This is a genomic window from Stenotrophomonas sp. 610A2 (assembly GCF_030549615.1).
GTDB lineage: Bacteria > Pseudomonadota > Gammaproteobacteria > Xanthomonadales > Xanthomonadaceae > Stenotrophomonas > Stenotrophomonas pigmentata.
Window position 1 is genome coordinate 264,162 of the sequence record NZ_CP130832.1, and the last position, 18,601, is coordinate 282,762.

Consider the following 18,601-nt stretch of genomic DNA (forward strand, 5'->3'; position numbering starts at 1 on the left):
CGTCACGTTATCTTCCAGGGCTTCGACGGGGCGCGAGTATATCGGCAGCTGGCTGTCTGGCGTTTCGACACGCGATGGCTGGACGGCCGGGGCAACGGAATCTTGATGTAGATGAATGTACAGAAGCCTGGTCGATCCGCGTGCTTATTGGCCCGCCGCCTTTCAACAGCGCCAGATTTCCGACACAATCTCTGACTCCCGATGCAGGGCAAAGCCCGCTGGCATGCAAGCTTACGTCTATAAAAGCCAACGCAAGCAGGACACCTACGTGTACCTCGCCAAGCGTGATGATTTCGATGTGATCCCGGCAGTGCTGGGCAACACCTTGGCGCCTTACACCTTCGTGCTGGAGGTGGCGCTGACCCCCGAACGTCGCCTTGCCCAGGCCGATGCCGCGCTGGTGCGCGCAAATCTGGCCGAGCGCGGTTTCCACCTGCAGGCACCGCCCTTGCCCTTGGCACCGGTGAAGATCGCCCGCATCGACGGTCGCGATGACTGAAGCATTACGTAGCCGCGTTGTCGCTGCCGCGCTGGGACTGGGGGTGTTGTTGACCCTGGCCACGGCGTTAGGCGGCGTGGCCGCGGCTGTGTGTGGCGTGCTGGCGCAGCCGAGCTTCGCGCTGGCAGTGTCGTGGTGGCGGCGCACCCGTACCGTGACCCCGTCGCCGGCACTGTTCAAGCGTGAACTGCCTGGGCTGCTGGGCTTGTGGGCCGGCGGTGCGGCGATCGTCGCGGTATTGGTGTCCTGGCCGCTGGCGGCGCTGCATGACAGCGGCAGCCTGGCGGCGGTATTGGCGTTGAGCATCGCGGTGAGCGTGGCGTTGCTGGCGCTGTGGCGCACCTGGCCGCTATGGCAGGCGATGGAGCGCGAGGACAGCTCGCTGCGCAGCCAATGGCAGGCCTTGAGCGGCCGCAGCCTGGATTCCTGGCATGGCCTGGGCGCGGCAGCCGTGGTCCTGCTGCTGTGTGCGGCGATTGTCGCTGCGGCCTGGCCGGGGCTGGTCAGCAATGGCCTGCGTTGGCCGCTGGCCATTGCCACCGCGATTGCCGCGCCGTTGCTGCATCACCTGCTGCAGGCTATGCGCAGTGCGCCGGCGGCAGGCAGCGGCAAGACCAACAGGACGCAACAGCCTGCCTTCGATCCGTTCGCCGAGGCGCTGGCCGAACCGGCGCCGCTGGAGCCCATCGCCCAGCATGAGCTGGTGCCGCAGCTGTATGACGCTGCCCGTGGTGGTCGCATCGATCGTGCCCTGCAGCTGCTGGATGCGGGCGCCGACCCGCATGCAGCGGCGCCGGCCGAATCCCGTGACCAGCGCAGTCTGGCAGTGCTGGCAGCGGTGCTGCCCGATCTGCGCCTGTTGCGTGCGCTGATCAGCCGTGGCGTCGACGTCAACCAGGCCCACAAGGGCATGACCCCATTGCTGGCGGCCACTCGCGACAGCTGGCACGGTCGCCCGGAAGCGGTGATGACCCTGCTCGCCAATGGCGCCGATCCGCGTACGCCGGATGCCGATGGCAATACGCCGCTGCACCACGCCGCGCGCAGCTCCGACCCGGGCGTTGCAGCGCTGCTGCGCGATGCCGCCGCCGAGATCGACGCCCTCAACAACGATGGCCACAGCCCGCTGGCGGTGGCCTGCCAGGCCGGCAACTGGCGACTGGGCAAGTTCCTGCTGGAGCGTGGCGCCAAGGTCGAACCGACCGATGGCGTGCCGGTGCTGGTGCAGGCCGCGGCCACGGATGACGATGATCCGGCCGGTGTGCAGCTGTTGCTCAAGCACAAGGCACGGTTGGATGCGCGCGACCGCCAGCGTCGCAGCGCCTTGCACGAGGCCGCTCTGGCTGGCCACGTCGATATCGTCGAGACCCTGCTCAATGCCGGCGCCAACGTCGAGCCGCGTGATGCTGCCGGCCGCACGCCATGGCTGGATGCGGCCGCGCAGGGCAATGCCGCCGTGCTGGAGCGCCTGTTGGCGCACAAGCCTGACGTGCATGCCGTCGACGGCGAAGGCAGCAACGCCTTGCTGCTGGCCAGCCGCGCCGAACATGTATCGGCGGCGCTGATCCGCCGGCTGCTGGACCTGGGTATTGCCGCCGATGTGGTCGGCAGCGATGGCCGTCGTGCCATCGAGCACGCCGCCGCCGCAGGCCGCTGGAGCATTGTTTCCCTGCTCGACCCGAGCTATCCGCTGCCGGCTGCGGTCAGCGATGCGGCGGCTGCCAGTGGCGAAGATGGTGATGCCGCGCCGGTGCTCAATGACCGCGCGCCGCTGGCCTTGCTGCGCGAGGCACTGGTGTTCGGCAATGTCGACGGCATGGCGCCGTTGGCCAAGCTGTGTGCGGCCGACGAGCTCGGCAGCCTGCTGCATGATCCGGAGCTGGCCTTGCAGCCGCGCGTAGTGGATTGGCTGCTGGCGCACGGCGCCGCACCAGAAGTCCTGGATGCCTGCGGAGATACGCCGATGTTCGCGCTGTTGTCGCGTGGCGTCGATGCGATCCCGACCCTGCAGGTATTGCTGCAGCACGGCGTATCGCCGGCCGGTCGCGGCGGCCTGACCCGTTTCCTCGCGGCCTGCGCCCAGCATGACCACGGTTCGCGCAGCACCGAGCAATTTGCGCTGGAACTGCTGGAACGCGGCGCCGATCCATTTGCCGCCTCGCCGGCAGGCGATCCGGCGCTGTCGCTGGCGGTGCGCCTGGGCTGGTTGAAGCTGCAGCAGCACCTGCTGCTCAATGGCGTCGACCGCGAGGCGCGCGACAGCCACGGCATGACCGCACTGCACCTGGCCACCGCGCTGGCGCGCGAATCCGCGCTCAAGCAGCTGGTGCTGCAGGGCGCATCGCCCGACGCGCGCGCCGCCGACGGACAGACGCCGTTGGGCGTGGCCTTGTCCAGCGGTCGTCGCGATCTGGCTGATCTGCTCGACTGGCGCGGTTGGCAGCTGCCACTGCGCGCACTGCGCGATGCCGACGTTGCCTCCGCCGCGATGGCCGGCGACGCCGACGCGGTGCGCCGCCTGCTCAATCTTGGTTTTGCCGTCGACGCGGTCGATGCGCAGGGCTGCACTGGCCTGCTGCGTGCGGCCGGTGGCGGTCATGCCGCGGTCGTGGACCTGCTGCTGTCGCGCAGTGCCGATCCGCAGCATGCGGCGGCCAGTGGTGCGACGCCGTTGTCGGCGGCGGTGAGCATGCGCCAGACCACGATCGTGGCCGCCTTGCTCAATGCCGGTGCCAAGCTCGAGCATCGCCTGCCTGGCGGTGTCACCGTGCTGATGCTGGCCGCTGCCTTGGGCTTGCCGGACATCGTCGCGCGCCTGCTCACTGCCGGCGCCGATGTGCATGCCGGCGACGACCAGCAGCTGGCACCGCTGCATTGCGCCGCCCTCTACGGTTTCACCTCGCGCGATCGCACCCGCCTGCTGGCCTTGCTGGACACCTTGCTGCTGGCCGGCGCCGAGCCCGACCAGGCCGCGGCCGGCACGGTGACGCCGCTGCTGTTGCTGCTCGGTGCGCGCGCCGAACCCGGCACCGCCTGCGACGAAAGCGTGGTGCTGGCAGCGGTGGACCGCATGCTGGACGAAGACGTTTCGCTGGACGTACGTGACCCGCGCGGCTTCGGCCCGCTGCACCTGGCGGCACTGCATGGCCTGCCGCAACTGGTGCAGCGCCTGCTGCGTGCCGGCGCCGATCCGGACATGCGCGACGCGATCAACCGTACCCCGCGCGACATCGCCATCATGCGCGGCTTCATCGACGTCGCCGGCGAGTTCGAACCTGCGGTACCGGGCGTATCGTCGATGGCCCGCTTCCTGCGCGACCACAACTGATCGCAGCAGCACTCATGACAAGGGCGCCGAATGGCGCCCTTGTTGCATCAGGACCAGCAGCAAGACTTACCTGCCAGCGCCCGGCGGCACCCAGATGGCCACGCCGGCGGCGCGCTTTTGCTGGGTGGGGATGCCGACGCTGAGGCCACCGGCGGTGTGGCGGCCGTAGCTGCCCGCGCCCACCGACATGCCAACCGGCGAGCCACCGGCGCCCACGCCCATCAGGATCACGCCATTGGCGCCGAGTGCGGCGGCCTCGCGCTTGAGCCGGGCAATGGCGGCATCGGTCTGGCCCTGGGTGCCGAAGCCGACTGCGCTGGAAGATTCGAGCTGGGCGATCTCCACCGAACCGGCTGGCGGGGTGGAATAGATCTGCACGCTGGCCGGGTCGACCGGTGCGCGGGCCTGGCCCAGCATGACCTTGGAGGTGCTGGCGCAGCCGCCCAAGGCCAGGGCAACGCCAAGCGAAAGTGCGATAGCGAGCGGAAGTTTCATGGTTTCACTCCCCGGTGATCGTTAATTGCGGATGATCCATGGCGCCGGCTGAATCTGTCGAGAACTTCCGGCCAAACAAGGGACCATTTGCTTGGCGCTGGTTCCCGGCTATCTTGCAGGCTGTACCTGATGGAGGAAAGCACATGGGGCTGATCAGCCTGGTTTGGGGAATTGTTGCCCTGTTGTGGATGGTGCTGGCCTTCATTCCGCTGCTGGGTTGGGGGAACTGGTTCCTGATCCCGTTTGCCGCCGTGGGCGCGATCATCGCCGCGATCGGCCTGCTGTTCACCCATGTCAGCAAGCGTGGCCGGGCCAAGACCGGCCTGCTGCTCAATGCCATCGTCATCGTGGTCGGGGTGATACGGCTGAGCATCGGCGGTGGCTTCATCTGAGTTCCAGCCGGCTGCGGGAGCATAGGGTCGGCGGGGTACAGCCGAGGGGCGTAAAATGAGCGGGCTGGCCGGAAGCCTTCCGGCGCCGTAGGCCTGTTGCAGGCGTTTTCCGCTTACCGATGATCATCCGCCCCCGTCCCACTGGCTGGCAGCTGCTGTACATCCTGCGCGGCTCCATCGTGCCGGCCATCGCCCCCAAGGTGTTGGCGATCGGTGTGCTGGCGGTGCTGGTGGCGGCGTTCAGCCGCAGCTGGCATCCGCTGGGTGGCAGCGGTCTGTCGGTGGTGCCGTTCACCCTGCTCGGGCTGGTGCTGTCGATCTTCCTGAGTTTCCGCAACAACGCCTGCCATGACCGCTGGTGGGAAGGGCGCAAGTTGTGGGGGCAGCTGGTCATCGAATCGCGCAGCTTCGCCCGCGAGGCCGCTGCGCTGCTGGCCGCCGAGCCGCAGCTGCGCGAGCGCGGCACCCGGCTGGTGATTGGTTTTGCGCATGCGCTGGCTGCACGCCTGCGTGGCCGTGACCAGGCCGCTGTTGCCGCGCCTTGGCTGCAGGCCGAGCAGCGCGCCGTGCTGGAACGGCAGAACATCGCTGACGGCATCTTGAACCAGCTCGCCAGCGAGCTCGCCGTGCCGTTGCGCGAAGGCCGACTGGATCCCTACCTCTATGCGCAGTTCGAGGCGCGCCTGCATGCCATGGCCAGCGTGCAGGCCGGCTGCGAGCGCATCTCCGGCACCCCGCTGCCGTTCGCCTATACCTTGCTGCTGCACCGCTGCGCATGGCTGTTCTGCGTGCTGCTGCCGTTTGGCCTGGCCGGCGCGCTGGGCTGGGCCACGCCGGTGGTATCGATGCTGCTGGCCTATGCCTTCTTCGGCCTGGACCAGCTCGGCGAAGAGATGGAAGACCCGTTCGGTACCGAACCCAACGACCTGCCGCTGGACGCCATGGTGCGTACCATCGAAATCGATCTGCTCGACGCCTTGGGCCACCGCCCGCTGCCCGAGCCGCTGCAGCCGCAGGGTTACCGGCTGCAGTAATCCCCGTTTTCAGTATCAAGGAGTACCGCGATGATGCACCCCCAGTACCGCCCGCGGCGCATGCGCCACGATGAGTTCTCGCGCCGTCTGATGCGCGAAAACACGCTGACCAGCAACGACCTGATCTGGCCGGTGTTCGTGCATGAACTGGAAGGCCGCGCGGCGGTGGCATCGATGCCGGGCGTGGACCGCATGTCCATCGACGAGCTGTTGCGCGAGGCCGAGCAGGCGCTGGAGCTTGGCGTGCCGGTGATCGACCTGTTCCCGGTGATCGACCCGTCGCGCAAGTCACTGGACGCGGCCGAGGCCTGGAACCCGGACGGCCTGGCGCAGCGTGCGGTGCGCGCACTGAAGCAGCGCTTCCCCGAGCTCGGCGTGATGACCGACGTCGCGCTGGACCCGTACACCACGCACGGCCAGGACGGCATCATCGACGACACCGGCTACGTGCTCAACGACATCACCGTCGAAGCACTGGTCAAGCAGTCGCTGTCGCATGCCGAAGCGGGCGTGGACATCATTTCACCCTCGGACATGATGGATGGCCGCATCGGTGCGATCCGCACCGCGCTGGATGACGCCCGCCATATCAACGCGCGCATCATGGCCTACTCGGCCAAGTACGCCTCGGCGTTCTATGGCCCGTTCCGCGACGCGGTAGGCAGCTCGGCCAGTCTCGGCAAGGCCGACAAGAAGACCTACCAGATGGACCCGGCCAACAGCGACGAGGCCATGCGCGAGATCGCGCTGGACCTGGACGAAGGCGCCGACATGGTGATGGTCAAGCCGGGCATGCCCTATCTGGACATCGTGCGCCGGGTGAAGACCGAGTTCGGCGTGCCGACCTTCGCGTACCACGTCAGCGGCGAGTACGCGATGTTGAAGGCGGCCGCAGCCAATGGCTGGCTGGATGAGCGCAAGTGCGTGATGGAGACGATGATCGGCTTCAAGCGCGCCGGTGCAGATGGCGTATTGACCTATTACGCGCCGCAGATCGCGCGCTGGCTGAAGGAGGCTTGAGATGAATGTTCCCGGTCTTGAAGGTTACAACTGGGCGGTATGGCTGATCGGCGTTCTGCTGTTCGCGGTGGCGATCGGCGTGTTCATCGCCGCCATCGTGCGCGCCGGCAAGCGTCCGCCACAACTGCACTCTGCTGCCGAGCGGCTGCAGCGTGAGGCGGCGCAGGGTGGCGATGTGGACGCCAGATTGCGAGCGCTGGAGCAGCGCAGGCAGGGTGGGCAGATAGGTGAGGCGGAGTACGAGGCGATGCGTGCTGCGGTATTGGCTGGCGCTAAAAGCTAAGAGCTTTAGAGCAGAAGCACCCCTCCCCAACTCTCCCCTTCGCTACGCGAAAGGGAGGGGGCGGATCGCTTCTCTCCCTCCCTTTGGCCGCAGGCCAAGGGGAGGGCTGGGGAGGGGTGAAGCTCTTGCCTCACCGACAAGAATCATCCCCATCAAGCACCGGCGCCTTCATCCGGTAAAGATCCATGCCGCCGGCCCGCGGTGAGCGCGCCTTGCCGCTGACCACCAGTTCGCCAGGCTTGTTCGCATCAATTACCGCACCGCGCGTATCGCCATCAGCGCTGTTGAACGACAAGCCCAGCAGCGTCGCCTCAGCCCATTGCCCCTGCCGGCACTGGGACAGCCACAGCTGTGCACCACCAGCCGCATTGGCGCGGGCAAACACCACCCCACGGCCACCACCCAGCCAACTCGCATCCAGCTCATTGGCGGCAGTATTGATGCCGACCATGGCTGCCGCAGCGGCAAAGCCGTCACCGGCAGCAGTTGCACGCCACAGATCCCAACCGCCGCTGCCACCGTTGCGATTGCTGGAGAACAGCAACCGACCATCGTCGGCCAGCGCAGGAGAGCGCTCGTCCTGCCTGCCGTTCACCGCTGGCCCCAGATTCTGCGGCTGGCCCAGACTGCCATCGGCAGCCACCGCCGCCCGGTACAGATCAAAGCCGCCATGGCCACCCTTGCGGTTGGAGGCGAAGTAGAGCCAGCGGCCATCCGTGCTGAGGAAGGGATCGACCTCGTCGGCGGAGCTGTTCAAGGCCAGTGGCTGCGGGTCCATCCAGCGCTTGTCCTGCAGGGTCGCCTGCCACAGGTCCCAGCCACCGGCGCCGCCCTCGCGGTTGCTGGCCCAGATGATGCGCTGCCCGTCCACCGACAGCGTTGCGCGGATTTCATCGGCGCGGGTGGAAACTACCCCCATGCCTTCGATGCCGAACTCGGAAAGCGCCGAGGCAACGGGGCTAAAGGGTAAACTCAGGGTCAGCGCGAGCAGTAAACGACGGGTCCGCATAGGGGTCCAGCAAGCAAGGTCGCGTCCAGTCTAGGTCATGCAGAGGATCACAATGAGCGCACCACGCTACGCAGTTTTCGGCCAGCCCATCGCCCATTCGCAGTCGCCGCGCATCCAGTCCGCGTTCGGCAAGGCGCATGGCATCGCCGTGGATTACCGCGCCATCGAGGCCTCGCCGGAAGATTTCGCGGCGGCGCTGGAGGCCTTTGCCGCCGATGGTGGCGTGGGTGCCAACGTGACCTTGCCGCACAAGGAAGCGGCGTTCGCGCTGTGCACGACGACCACCTCGCGCGCGCACCGCGCTGGTGCGGTCAACACGCTGCTGCGCAAGGGTGATCGCTGGCATGGCGACAACACCGACGGCATCGGCCTGGTGCGGGACCTCACCGGCCGCCATGGCCTGGACCTGCGTGGCCGCCGGGTGCTGCTGCTCGGCGCCGGAGGTGCCGCACGCGGCGTTGCTCCTGCATTGTTGGATGCCGGCATCCTCGAACTGATCGTGGTCAACCGCTCGCCCGAACGCGCCGATGCGCTGGTCGATGCGATGAGCGAACCCGGTCGCGCCATCTCTGCGTATTGGGAGGATCTGCGCGAGCAAGGCGACTTCGAGCTGATCATCAATGCGACCTCGGCCGCACGTGGCGAGGGCAGTGGTTTCAACCTGCCGCTGTCGCTGGTCAACAGCATGACCACGGCGGTGGACCTGAATTACGGCGAGGCCTCGATTCCGTTCCTGGCCTGGGCGCGGGCGGCGAACTGCCGCAACAGCTTCGATGGCCTGGGCATGCTGGTCGAGCAGGCCGCCGAGAGCTTCCAGCAATGGCACGGCATGCGTCCGGAGACCGATGCGATCTATGCCGAGCTGCGCGGTCGTGATGCGCTGCTGGTCACCGCGGACTGAGGCCGGGCATGGAACCCACTGAATTGCTGACCACCCTGCTGGTTTCCATCGGCTACCGCCTGCCGATCATAATTGCGCTTGGCGTCGCCGTGGTGATGCTGCTCGATACCCCGCGTGGCAAGGTGCGCAGCGTGGCATTGGGTGCGCTGTCGCTGCTGCTGGCCGTCACCCTGATCGGCGGCGGGCTGACGGCAATACCGCTGGTGCTCATCGCCACTAACAACTATTCAAGCATGGGCGGGATGAGCGCGCTGCTCAGCATTGGCCATGTTGGCTTGGCGCTGCTGGAAGCGGCCGGCTACATCATGCTGGCCTGGGCCCTGGTGCAGGCCCTGCGGCGGCCGCAGGCCCCCGGCAAACCCTGAGACCGCAACGCATTCGGTGAATGCGGGCGGGTATGGGAAAATGCCCGCCTTGATTGAGCTGCGGGCAGGTTGGCGTGACGGAAAAAGTAGAAGCACCACGGACACTGACCGAGGACATCAAAACCGGTATCCGTGATGCTTACAGCAAGCTGCAGGCAAACACGCCGGGCTTCAGTACGCGCCGCTCACAGAGCCAGATGATAGGCGTGGTGTCGCGCGCGCTGGGCACCGGCGGCGTCGGCGTGGTGGAAGCGCCTACCGGCGTCGGCAAAAGCCTGGGCTACCTCACCGCTGGTGTGCCGATCGCGCTGGCCAGCAAGAAGAAGCTGGTGATCAGCACCGGCACCGTGGCCCTGCAGTCGCAGCTGGTCGAGCGCGACATTCCCAACTTCCTCAAGTCCACCGGCTTGCAGGCCACCGTTGCGCTGGCCAAGGGTCGCACCCGCTACCTGTGCACCCGCAATGCGGCCGAGGCGCAGGGCGAGGGCGTGCAGGAAGGCATGTTCGGCGACGACGTGCAGCTCTACGACCGGCCGTTGGCGCCGATCGAGATGGACGTTGCCGAAAAGCTGACCAAGGCCTTCATCGAAGGCCGCTGGAACGGCGACCTGGACAACGCGCCGGAGAACGTCACCCCAACGCTGCGCATGCGCATCACCACGCCTGCCTCGGCCTGCGCCGGGCGTCGCTGTGCGTACTCCGCGCAATGCCCGGTACTGCGTGCCCGTACCGAAGTGCGTGATGCGCAGATCATCGTCACCAACCACGCGTTGTTGTTGTCTGCGTTGTCCTTGGGCGACAGTGACAGCGGCCAGCCGCTGATCGCACCGCCCGGTGAAATGCTGCTGGTGCTGGACGAAGGCCACCACATCGGCAACGTCGCCATAGACCAGGGCGCAGCCAACCTGCCGCTGGATGACATGGCCAAGCGCACCGGCCGCCTGCAGATCCTGATTGCCGGCGCCTACCGCGCCGTGGACAAGGACAAGATCGGCAACCTGTTGCCGAACGAAGCCATCGACGTCGCGTCACGCGTGAGCAAGCTGCTGAAGGCCTTCCGCGATGACATCGGCAATGTCTGGATTCCACAACCCGACGACCGCGAACCGATGTGGCGCGCCGCCAACGGCCGCCTGCCCGAATCGTGGCGCCAGCCCATCGAAGTATTGGCCGACGAAACCCGCACCCTGCTCAACTGGGCAACAGCGGCGGCTTCTGCCGTAGCCAAGGGCAAGCAGGATGATCCTGCGGTCGAACGCCTGCAGCGCAACCTGGGCATGGCCCAGGAAATGGTCGAGCAGCAGTACAACCTGTGGGCCGGCTGGCGCCGCGAGGACAAGGAAGGCCAGCCGCCGATCGCGCGCTGGGTAACCATGTCACGCGATGGCGACTACATCCTGCACTGCTCGCCGGTATCGGCCGCGATGGTGCTGCGCAAGCTGCTGTGGGACGAAGTGGACTCGGTGGTGATGACCTCGGCGACGCTGACCGGCGGCGGTGATTTCCAGTCGCTGGCCATCGACAACGGCATTCCCGAGGAAGCGGAGATGGTGTCGCTGGCATCACCATTCGACCTTCCGAACCAGGCTGAGTTGATCGTGCCGCAGTTCCCGGTGACGCCGGATGACCGCGAGCGCCATCCCAAGGAAGTGGCGAAGTATCTGGCCACAGAGCTGGATTGGGACAAGGGCAGCATGGTCCTGTTCACTTCACGCTGGAAGATGGAAAAGGTGGCCGAACTGATGCCGGCGACGCTGCGCAAGAAGATCCTGGTGCAGGGCGACGGCGCCAAGCAGAAGATGATCGACCAGCACATCAAGCGCACCAGTGAAGGCGAGGGCTCGGTGCTGTTCGGCTTGAATTCGTTTGGTGAAGGTCTGGACTTGCCGGGCGAGGCCTGCACCACGGTGGTGATCACCCAGGTACCGTTCGCGGTGCCGACCGATCCGCAGACCTCGACGCTGAGCGAGTGGTTCGAGAGCCGTGGTTTGAACTCGTTCAACCTGATTGCGATACCACATGCGCTGCGCACACTGACCCAGTTTTCCGGGCGCTTGATCCGCACCTCGACCGATACCGGGCGGGTGATCATCCTGGATTCGCGCCTGCTGACGCGCAGGTATGGCAAGCGCATCATTGATTCCCTGCCACCGTTCAAGCGGGTTATTGGTTGAGCAAACGGGTAGCTCTGCGCTGGAACAACCCTGCTCCAACCCGTAAAGTTCGCCACCTTCCATCATTCCAGAAAGCCATGGCTACCGCTCCCGCAACCTTCCCTTGGACACAGCAACTGCAGCGTCTGCAGCAGCGCGATGGCGCACTGGCGCTGTTGGCTACGCACGCGATGTTCGCTGCCGAGGGTCAAGCACTGACGGCCGCAGGTTCGGCGTTGGAGCAGCTGTTGGTGGCAGGTGAGAGTCAGCTCAAGGCTGACAGTGACGTTGGCCTTGTCGCCGATGAGCTGCGTCGCTACCAGAAGTTCGCACCGCCGGGACGGCCGTCTGTGCAGATCGTGCAGCTGCGTCGACAGCAGTCGACGGTGCAGCAGGCGCAGCGTATCGCGCGTCGGGCGTTCATTCGCAATGCTGATGGCTTTGCGCGGGCCATCGGCCTTGACGTGCCGCAGAAGCTGGGCGTGGTGGAAACGGTGATGCGCTGGTTGCGTACGAATCTGATCTAGCTTGCTTCGTACGGGGGCAGTGGAGTCCGGGATGGGTCAGCCTGCCCGGACTTTTCGTTTGTGGCCGGGGCAGGGAACTTTGTCATCCAACAGCGCGGGCAGCTTTTTTGGAACTACGCGCTCCTGCATGCCAGAGGTAGCTCACCGGCCGACGAGCAATGGCAGGCTGCTGGCGACCTCCCACAGCAGGCGTCCGGCGAAAACAAGGAAGACCATGGCCATGGCACCCTCCAGCCAGCCACCCATGCGCAGGAACCGGTCACGCACTGCCTGTTGGGTAAACAGTACGCTCACCAATACAAACCAACCGGCATTGACCAGGCACATCCAGATTCCATAGAGCACCTGGACCTTCAACGGTGTTCCGGCGCTGACCACCGTGGTAAAGATCGCGAGGAAGAACAGCGTCGCCTTGGGGTTGGTGGCATTGGTGATGAAGCCAAGCAGGAAAGACCTGCGCCAGCCCAGTGCGGCAGGGTTGCCGGCATCGTCGAGCTTTCCGGTGGAGCTGGAACGTCCAGCACTTCGCAGGAACGAATACACCAGATAGAGCAGATAGGTCGCGCCGAGAATCCTGGTGGCGGTCATCAGCAGTGCATTGGCGTGCAGCAGCGCGCCGACGCCGAGCAGTGTGTAGAGGACATGCACGGAAATGCCGGCGCCAATGCCGATGGCTACCTGCACCCCCGCCCATCTGCCGTGCCTGACACTTTGCCGCACGGTGACGGCAAAGTCGGGGCCTGGTGCAATGACTGCAAGCAGGTGGATGAGGGCCAAAGATACGAATTCGTGGAAGTGAGCGCTCACCCATCAGCTCCAGAACGTCAAGGGGCTGGCCACGCCGCGGTAGCCGACGAAGCAGGACAGGCTCAAGCGCGGCTTGTCCGATCCGGGTGTGACAGCATGCATGCGGCGCGAGTTGAACAGGACAAGGTCGCCTTCCTCGGGTTGGATCTGCAGTGTCGGTTTGCCGAGGAGCGATGGATCTATGCCGTAGCTGTCGCCGCGCATGCCATCAAACTCCGCAGCGGAGATCGGCGACTGCCAGATATGCAGTCCGCCGCCATCTGTCGGCATGGTGAGGTAGATGTTTGCCGCCAGCTGCGAGGTGAGACTGTGCGAACGGAAGGTCTCGGGTGCATCCTTCGCGAGAATATCGTGGTGCGCGAGGAACTCCACCACGGGTTGGACGATCCGCGACAGGCCTACATACGCCTTGCGCCCATACAGATGCTCCAGTTGGGCACCGGCGGGCCACATTTCATCCAGCGTGCAGCGAAGCACATCGATGGGTGAGGCGTACGGCACGCACCGCTTGCGGAGCGCATCGATATTGTCCAACGCTGCGTCGAAGTAGGCGTCGAGACGGGCAGGAATGTTCTCTGCCTCGTACAGCGCCATGCCTATCCTGCCGATATCGGGTGCATTGACGTAGCTGTCGAATCCTTGGCCCAGGATGCGTTGGCCAATCTCCGTCGCGGTTTCCCTGGGAATGAACTGCTTCACTTGTACTGCCAGAACCTCCTCGCATACCGCCTTCGCCAGCACGGCATCATCCAGTCGATCAGTTGTGATGAACAAATTTCTTCCTTGAAATGGCAGGTTTGGGTGTCACTGAAGATCCCAATCCGGCAATGGTGCTTGTACCTGAAAATCCGACAGAAAACCGCTTTCATCGGCTTTGGTGCGCCTTGCTTGCTGTCAATGATGCAGGGAACTCGATGCATGCATGCCGATGCCAGCAGGGTTGAAGAGTGCCGGAGCGCGGTTACGTAGCACTCGGCAATCACTCAACTGTTTGGCTGTTGAATCTGTCAGCAGGTGAGGTCGCTTGAGCGTGCTTTCGAACGTCTGTGCAGAAAGCGAGGGGATTTTTGCCCGCGAGGCTCCAGGTGACAAATTCTGTTTCTACATATGGAGCAGATCTGCGAAATGAACGTCGTCATCGACAGTGGTGTGGCAGCGTGGATGTTTCTTGCCTGCGTTCTTCCACGTCTCTCTTGCGCAGCAAAGGTGCCAGTGAAAAGAATCCGAAATGCGATGTGCAGGGATGCACGTCGGCTCATTGGGGTTTGCCGTCAGATCCGTTGTTGCGAAAGGGCACTCGCGGGCGGAAAGCCGCAGCAATGGAAACTGCAGAAGCTACCCCTCCCCAGCCCTCCCCTGCGCTTTGCGCAAAGGAGGGGGCTGGAGCAACAACAGCAACAGCTGCTGCTACGGGCTTAGTGCCATAGTCCCAGGATCAGGCCGAACAGCAGGAACTGAGCGGTGTGATAACCGCCGTCGATCGCCCACAGTTTTCCACTGCGCTGGGCGAACTGGTAGTTGATGCCGAAGCTCGCCGCGACCATGCCGAAGCCGGCGACCAGACCGCACAGCAAGGCCTTGCGCAGCTCTGGCTGGGGGCCGACAAACCATGCGAAGGCAAACGCCGCTACCAGCGAGAACACGAAGGCCACGCCAAACACCTTGCCTGGATGGCCTTGTGGCACTTCGCCGCCGTTCTCGCGGTTCCAGGCGCGGCCGAACAGGACCGGTGAGTACCACAGCCCACCCAACAGGAAACTCGATACAGCAGCCAACACCACGGCATAGACGTTCATGCACTTCCCCTTGGCAGTGAGCGATGGCGCATCCTAGCGCTGCCGCGGGCGCTTGCGAAGCTGCACAAAAAAGAAGACCGGCGGGTTTCCCCGCCGGCCTCCTACCTCGCACACTTTGCTATGACGCGGCTCAGGCTTCCAATGCCGCGGCCGGGCCAAAGAACTCGTAACGGCTCTGCGCTTCCGGCACGCCTACGTCACGTAGCAACTTCTTCACCTGCGCCATGAACGGCTTCGGGCCGAGGAAGTAGGCGTCCACGTCGCGCTCCGCCGGCAGCCACTGCTCCAGCAGCTCGCGGCTGAGGAAGCCTTCGGCGTCGGCGGCATCGCCCGGCAGCGCTTCGCTGTAGCAGGTGTAGCTGTGCAGCTGCGGGTGCTGCTTCTGCTTGGCGGTGATGAAGTCGCGGAAGGCGTGGACCTGGCCATTGCGCGCACAATGGATGAAGTGCACTTCACGGCCGCTGGCCAGGGCCTGCTCCAGCATCGGCAGGGTCGGGGTGATGCCGACGCCACCGCTGATGAAGGCCACCGGGCGCTCGCTGGCAACCAGGGTGAAATCGCCGGCGGGGGCGAACAGTTCCAGCGTGTCGCCCACCTGCACATTGTCGTGCAGGTGATTGGAGACCTTGCCCTTGCCTTCGCGCTTGACGCTGATGCGGTAGCCGACGCCGTTGGCGGCGCGCGACAACGAATAGTTGCGGCGGGTTTCCTCGCCGTCGAGCTCCAGCTTCATGCCGATGTACTGGCCGGGCTTGAAATCCACCACCGCGCCGCCGTCGACCGGGACCAGGTGGAACGAGGTGATTTCCGCACTCTCGGGCACCTTCTCGGCAATGCGGAACGTGCGCGCACCGCGCCAGCCGCCAGGGGCCTTTTCATTGGCTGCGTAGACTTCTTCCTCGGCACCGATCAGCAGGTCGGCCAGCATCTGGTAGGCAGCGCCCCAGGCGTCGATGATCTCGTCGGTGGCGATATCCGGGCCCAGTACTTCGCGGATCGAGGCCAGCAGGTGGTGGCCGACGATCGGGTAGTGCTCCGGCAGGATCTGCAGGGCAACATGCTTGTTGACGATCTGTCCCACCAGCGGACCCAGTGCCTCCAGACGGTCGATGTGCTTGGCGTACATCAGCACCGAGTTGGCCAGCGCACGCGGCTGGTCGCCGCTGCTCTGGTGCGAGGGGTTGAACAGCGGGCGCGCCACGTCGCTCTGGCTCAGCATCCGCCCGTAGAAATGCTTGGTCAGGGCTTCGCCGCCGGTCTCCAGCAATGGCACGGTGGCTTTGATGAGGTCGCGTTGGGTGGGGCTGAGCATGGTGCGAAGTTTCCTGCTTCGGGGGTAGCTCCATGTTCCCCGCACCGGGCCTGCTTTCTCGATGACTAATATCAAGAAGCCGCCCGATTGTAGTGCCGAGCCATGCTCGGCAAAGGCTTTACCGGCAATGCCCCAGCTGTAGTGCCGAGCCATGCTCGGCAGGGGCTTTGCCGGGAATGCTCCAGCCGAGCATGGCTCGGCTCTACAGTTGAGGCGGTACCGGGAATGCTCCAGCCGAGCATGGCTCGGCTCTACCTCGGTTTGCTTAGTCCGACTCGGGGCGGTTCAGGGCCGAGGTCAGGGCTGCGGCGTCTTCGCGGCTCAGGAACAGGTACTCCAGCTCGGCGCTGCCGAACTTGTCTTCCAGCTCCTGCTTGCGCACCGGATGGTTGCCGAAGCGGTAATGGGTGCTGCCGTCATCGATGTTCTCGATGGCATACACGCCGAAGGACGGCGGATTTGTCAGGGTGCCTTCCAGCTTCACGGATGCCGGGTCGATGGCGCGCTGGATGAGGTCTTCTAGGTCGATCATGGCGTAGCAACAGGACTGATGGGGGGATGTTTTGGGGAAGTGGAATCGCTGGGGCGTTCCACGTCAATGTGTCTCGTGTTTCCAGTGGCGGCGCTTGCCATCAGACAACCACTCGATGGCCTGTGCGATACGCTGCTGGCGGGTGCTCTCACGTTTGGCTTCACCTATCCATTCCAGATAGTCGCGCTGGTAGCCGGTGCTGAACCCGTCAAAGTGTGCCTTGGCTGCGGCGGCACCGGCCAAGGCCTCGGCAAATGCCGGCGGCATCGGCAGCGGCGCCCGCTGTGCAGCTTTGGGCCGGGTTACGCCTGCATCGATACGTTGCATGGAGGCGTGTAGCTGGCTGGTGAATTCGCGCTTGCCAGGCAGGTCGGCAAGCGACACCAGGCGGCCGTACTGGCCCATGGCCGTATCGTCACCGCTGGCCGCGTCGCGCTGCCAGAAGCCCAGTGTGGCGTGTGCCTTGAACGCGGCCATGCCACACAGCAGCTTGCCCTTGTACAGGAACGCCGGCATGCCCCATTTGATGGCTTCCTCCGCCAGCTCGCAGCCACCGTGCACACGCTGGCGGATCTCGCGCAGGATTGGCTGCGCGAAAGTGGCGGCATTGGCGATGTAGGCGTCTACGCGGGGGTCTGGGGTTGGCATGGCTGGCCTCGGATGGGCGCAGCCTGCCGTTAGTTTCGCGTTAAAACAAGCCCGCCATGGTCGTAGGCGGGCGAACAGCCTGTTCCGGCATGGTCAGGCGCCGCGTGCGCGCCTTGCCAAGCCGCTGAACAGCGCGATGAAAGCGGTGAACGCCGCCATCGACAGGAACTGCAGGCGGGTTTCCGGGGTGGTCAGCAGCAGCGCGAAGATCAGCGCCAGGATGGCCAGCGCCAGCACCGTCAGATACGGGAAGCCGGCCATGCGGAACGGCAGCGGCGTGCCCAGGCGGTCGGCGCGGCGGCGCAGGATCAGCTGCGACACCAGGGTGATGGTCCACACCAGCAGGCAGGTGGATCCGACCACGTTGAGCAGCACCGGCAGCACCTTGTCCGGGTAGATCAGTTCGAGCACGGTGGCGGCGAAGCCGAACAGCACGCTGGCCAGCACCGCGATCACCGGGACCTGGCGGGTATTGGTCAGGCCCAGCCAGCGCGGGGCTTCGCCGCGCTCGGCCAGCGAATAGATCATCCGCGAGGCGCCATAAAGGTTGGCGTTGAGTGCCGACAGCAGGGCGATGACCGCGATCAGGGTGATGGCGGTGGCGGCACCGGGGATGTTGGCCACCTGCAGCACCGCGGCAAACGGCGACTTGAGGGTGGGGCTGTTCCATGGCACCACCGCGATGATCACGCCGATCGAGCCGATGTAGAACACCAGGATGCGCCAGGCCACGGTACGGATGGCACGTGCCAGGCTGCGTTCCGGGTCCTGGGTTTCGGCCGCGGCCACGGCCACGATCTCGGTGCCGCCGAAGGCGAAGATCACCACCAGCAGCGCCGCGCCGATGCCGGTTAGCCCCTTGGGCATGAAGCCGTCATGGCCGGTGATGTTGGCCAGGCCGGGCGAGGGCACGTTCGGCAGCAGGCCCAGCAGCAGGGCGATGCCGATCAGGATGAAGGCGATGATGGCGCCAACCTTGAGGATGGCGAACCAGAACTCGAACTCACCGTAGTTGCGCACCCCCATCATGTTGATCACGGTGAACACCACCATGAACGCCAGCGAGGTCAGTGGTACCGACAATTGTGGCCATACCGTACTGAGCAGGCCGGCGGCACCCACCGACTCCGCAGCGATCACCACCACCAGCTGAGCCCACCACAGCCAGCCCACGGTGGCGCCGGCGGTGGCGCCAAGGGCGTCGGCCGCGTACACCGAGAACGCGCCGCTGGCAGGCCGTGCGGCGGCCATCTCGCCCATGGCGTGCATCATGATGATGACCAGGGTGCCGGCCACCAGGTAGGAGATCAGCACAGCCGGGCCGGCGGCCTGGATGCCGACACCGGAGCCCAGGAACAGGCCGGCGCCGATGGCGCTGCCCAGCCCCATCATGATCAGCTGGCGCGGCTTGAGCGCGCGTTCCAGTTTCTGCGAGGGGGCGCTGGCCGGGGCGGAAGAAGTGCTGGGCATCGGCAGGTTCATGGTCAAGAAGAGGGCGAC

19 protein-coding genes are annotated in these 18,601 nt (G+C 65.4%); 10 read left to right on the top strand and 9 right to left on the bottom strand.

The genetic code is table 11. The features are described 5' to 3' along the window. Positions 1-223: 223 nt before the first annotated feature. Together Q5Z11_RS01005 and Q5Z11_RS01010 are read left to right on the top strand one after the other, a co-directional pair. Positions 224-499 carry a YcgL domain-containing protein gene (locus Q5Z11_RS01005; protein ID WP_303748300.1) on the top strand — a complete coding sequence of 92 codons (276 nt, stop codon included), beginning with the start codon at positions 224-226 and terminating at the stop codon, positions 497-499. Beyond that, positions 492-3,827 (top strand): ankyrin repeat domain-containing protein, encoded by a 3,336-nt coding sequence (locus Q5Z11_RS01010; RefSeq protein WP_303748301.1) that lies wholly within the window; start codon positions 492-494, stop codon positions 3,825-3,827. The genes Q5Z11_RS01005 and Q5Z11_RS01010 overlap by 8 nt, the downstream gene beginning before the upstream one ends. 66 nt (positions 3,828-3,893) lie before the next feature. Here Q5Z11_RS01010 and Q5Z11_RS01015 read toward each other — a convergent pair whose 3' ends face one another. After that, entirely contained in the window at positions 3,894-4,322 is a 429-nt protein-coding gene (locus tag Q5Z11_RS01015) for a hypothetical protein (protein ID WP_303748302.1), read from the bottom strand. A gap of 143 nt (positions 4,323-4,465) precedes the next feature. Here Q5Z11_RS01015 and Q5Z11_RS01020 point away from each other — a divergent pair, with 143 nt between their 5' ends. The 4 genes from Q5Z11_RS01020 to Q5Z11_RS01035 all read left to right on the top strand — a co-directional run bounded on the left by Q5Z11_RS01020 (position 4,466) and on the right by Q5Z11_RS01035 (position 7,051). Next, positions 4,466-4,714, top strand: coding sequence for a hypothetical protein (locus tag Q5Z11_RS01020; protein ID WP_303748303.1), 249 nt, complete (start codon positions 4,466-4,468; stop codon positions 4,712-4,714). A 119-nt stretch (positions 4,715-4,833) separates the two neighbouring features. Then, a complete protein-coding gene (locus Q5Z11_RS01025) occupies positions 4,834-5,748 on the top strand; it encodes a bestrophin family protein (protein WP_303748304.1) in 915 nt (304 codons plus the stop codon). Between the two features lie 30 nt (positions 5,749-5,778). Further along, on the top strand, positions 5,779-6,768 hold the full coding sequence (gene hemB / locus Q5Z11_RS01030; protein WP_303748305.1) for a porphobilinogen synthase: 990 nt from the start codon (positions 5,779-5,781) through the stop codon (positions 6,766-6,768). A 1-nt stretch (position 6,769) separates the two neighbouring features. Then, positions 6,770-7,051, top strand: a complete 282-nt coding sequence (locus tag Q5Z11_RS01035) for an SHOCT domain-containing protein (RefSeq protein ID WP_303748306.1) — start codon at positions 6,770-6,772, stop codon at positions 7,049-7,051. Between the two features lie 130 nt (positions 7,052-7,181). Here the strand turns inward: Q5Z11_RS01035 and Q5Z11_RS01040 are convergent, their stop codons facing one another. Beyond that, positions 7,182-8,060 carry a TolB family protein gene (locus Q5Z11_RS01040; RefSeq protein ID WP_303748307.1) on the bottom strand — a complete coding sequence of 293 codons (879 nt, stop codon included), beginning with the start codon at positions 8,058-8,060 and terminating at the stop codon, positions 7,182-7,184. Between the two features lie 52 nt (positions 8,061-8,112). On the opposite strand from Q5Z11_RS01040, the gene aroE reads away from it, so the two are divergent. The 4 genes from aroE (at position 8,113) to Q5Z11_RS01060 (ending at position 12,006) form a co-directional block, all read left to right on the top strand. Then, the gene (aroE, locus tag Q5Z11_RS01045; RefSeq protein WP_303748308.1) at positions 8,113-8,961 is read left to right on the top strand and encodes a shikimate dehydrogenase; all 849 of its coding nucleotides are present in this window, start codon (positions 8,113-8,115) and stop codon (positions 8,959-8,961) included. A gap of 8 nt (positions 8,962-8,969) precedes the next feature. Further along, positions 8,970-9,326 (top strand): hypothetical protein, encoded by a 357-nt coding sequence (locus tag Q5Z11_RS01050; RefSeq protein WP_303748309.1) that lies wholly within the window; start codon positions 8,970-8,972, stop codon positions 9,324-9,326. A gap of 74 nt (positions 9,327-9,400) precedes the next feature. Next, positions 9,401-11,500, top strand: coding sequence for an ATP-dependent DNA helicase DinG (gene dinG / locus Q5Z11_RS01055; protein WP_303748310.1), 2,100 nt, complete (start codon positions 9,401-9,403; stop codon positions 11,498-11,500). Between the two features lie 77 nt (positions 11,501-11,577). Beyond that, positions 11,578-12,006 carry a hypothetical protein gene (locus tag Q5Z11_RS01060; RefSeq protein ID WP_303748311.1) on the top strand — a complete coding sequence of 143 codons (429 nt, stop codon included), beginning with the start codon at positions 11,578-11,580 and terminating at the stop codon, positions 12,004-12,006. Between the two features lie 141 nt (positions 12,007-12,147). Here Q5Z11_RS01060 and Q5Z11_RS01065 read toward each other — a convergent pair whose 3' ends face one another. The 7 genes from Q5Z11_RS01065 to Q5Z11_RS01095 all read right to left on the bottom strand — a co-directional run bounded on the left by Q5Z11_RS01065 (position 12,148) and on the right by Q5Z11_RS01095 (position 18,577). Continuing rightward, complete coding sequence (locus Q5Z11_RS01065) at positions 12,148-12,813, bottom strand: LysE family translocator (protein WP_303748312.1); 666 nt, start codon at positions 12,811-12,813, stop codon at positions 12,148-12,150. A 3-nt stretch (positions 12,814-12,816) separates the two neighbouring features. Next, positions 12,817-13,554, bottom strand: coding sequence for a 2OG-Fe(II) oxygenase (locus Q5Z11_RS01070; protein ID WP_303748313.1), 738 nt, complete (start codon positions 13,552-13,554; stop codon positions 12,817-12,819). Positions 13,555-14,228: 674 nt separating this feature from the next. Then, positions 14,229-14,609, bottom strand: a complete 381-nt coding sequence (locus Q5Z11_RS01075; protein ID WP_303748314.1) for a DUF1761 domain-containing protein — start codon at positions 14,607-14,609, stop codon at positions 14,229-14,231. A 130-nt stretch (positions 14,610-14,739) separates the two neighbouring features. After that, positions 14,740-15,921, bottom strand: a complete 1,182-nt coding sequence (hmpA, locus tag Q5Z11_RS01080; protein ID WP_303748315.1) for an NO-inducible flavohemoprotein — start codon at positions 15,919-15,921, stop codon at positions 14,740-14,742. 265 nt (positions 15,922-16,186) lie between these two features. Next, positions 16,187-16,453 (bottom strand): hypothetical protein, encoded by a 267-nt coding sequence (locus Q5Z11_RS01085; protein WP_303748316.1) that lies wholly within the window; start codon positions 16,451-16,453, stop codon positions 16,187-16,189. A gap of 63 nt (positions 16,454-16,516) precedes the next feature. Further along, positions 16,517-17,101 (bottom strand): YdeI/OmpD-associated family protein, encoded by a 585-nt coding sequence (locus Q5Z11_RS01090; protein ID WP_303748317.1) that lies wholly within the window; start codon positions 17,099-17,101, stop codon positions 16,517-16,519. Positions 17,102-17,194: 93 nt separating this feature from the next. Continuing rightward, entirely contained in the window at positions 17,195-18,577 is a 1,383-nt protein-coding gene (locus Q5Z11_RS01095; RefSeq protein ID WP_303749943.1) for an amino acid permease, read from the bottom strand. Positions 18,578-18,601 lie beyond the last annotated feature (24 nt).

Bases quoted from the DNA above. Each gene is read 5' to 3' on its own strand.
- Q5Z11_RS01005 (WP_303748300.1), top strand. From the start codon at position 224: ATGCAAGCTTACGTCTATAAAAGCCAACGCAAGCAGGACACCTACGTG.
- Q5Z11_RS01010 (WP_303748301.1), top strand. From the start codon at position 492: ATGACTGAAGCATTACGTAGCCGCGTTGTCGCTGCCGCGCTGGGACTG.
- Q5Z11_RS01015 (WP_303748302.1), bottom strand. From the start codon at position 4,322: ATGAAACTTCCGCTCGCTATCGCACTTTCGCTTGGCGTTGCCCTGGCC.
- Q5Z11_RS01020 (WP_303748303.1), top strand. From the start codon at position 4,466: ATGGGGCTGATCAGCCTGGTTTGGGGAATTGTTGCCCTGTTGTGGATG.
- Q5Z11_RS01025 (WP_303748304.1), top strand. From the start codon at position 4,834: ATGATCATCCGCCCCCGTCCCACTGGCTGGCAGCTGCTGTACATCCTG.
- hemB (WP_303748305.1), top strand. From the start codon at position 5,779: ATGATGCACCCCCAGTACCGCCCGCGGCGCATGCGCCACGATGAGTTC.
- Q5Z11_RS01035 (WP_303748306.1), top strand. From the start codon at position 6,770: ATGAATGTTCCCGGTCTTGAAGGTTACAACTGGGCGGTATGGCTGATC.
- Q5Z11_RS01040 (WP_303748307.1), bottom strand. From the start codon at position 8,060: ATGCGGACCCGTCGTTTACTGCTCGCGCTGACCCTGAGTTTACCCTTT.
- aroE (WP_303748308.1), top strand. From the start codon at position 8,113: ATGAGCGCACCACGCTACGCAGTTTTCGGCCAGCCCATCGCCCATTCG.
- Q5Z11_RS01050 (WP_303748309.1), top strand. From the start codon at position 8,970: ATGGAACCCACTGAATTGCTGACCACCCTGCTGGTTTCCATCGGCTAC.
- Q5Z11_RS01060 (WP_303748311.1), top strand. From the start codon at position 11,578: ATGGCTACCGCTCCCGCAACCTTCCCTTGGACACAGCAACTGCAGCGT.
- Q5Z11_RS01075 (WP_303748314.1), bottom strand. From the start codon at position 14,609: ATGAACGTCTATGCCGTGGTGTTGGCTGCTGTATCGAGTTTCCTGTTG.
- hmpA (WP_303748315.1), bottom strand. From the start codon at position 15,921: ATGCTCAGCCCCACCCAACGCGACCTCATCAAAGCCACCGTGCCATTG.
- Q5Z11_RS01085 (WP_303748316.1), bottom strand. From the start codon at position 16,453: ATGATCGACCTAGAAGACCTCATCCAGCGCGCCATCGACCCGGCATCC.
- Q5Z11_RS01090 (WP_303748317.1), bottom strand. From the start codon at position 17,101: ATGCCAACCCCAGACCCCCGCGTAGACGCCTACATCGCCAATGCCGCC.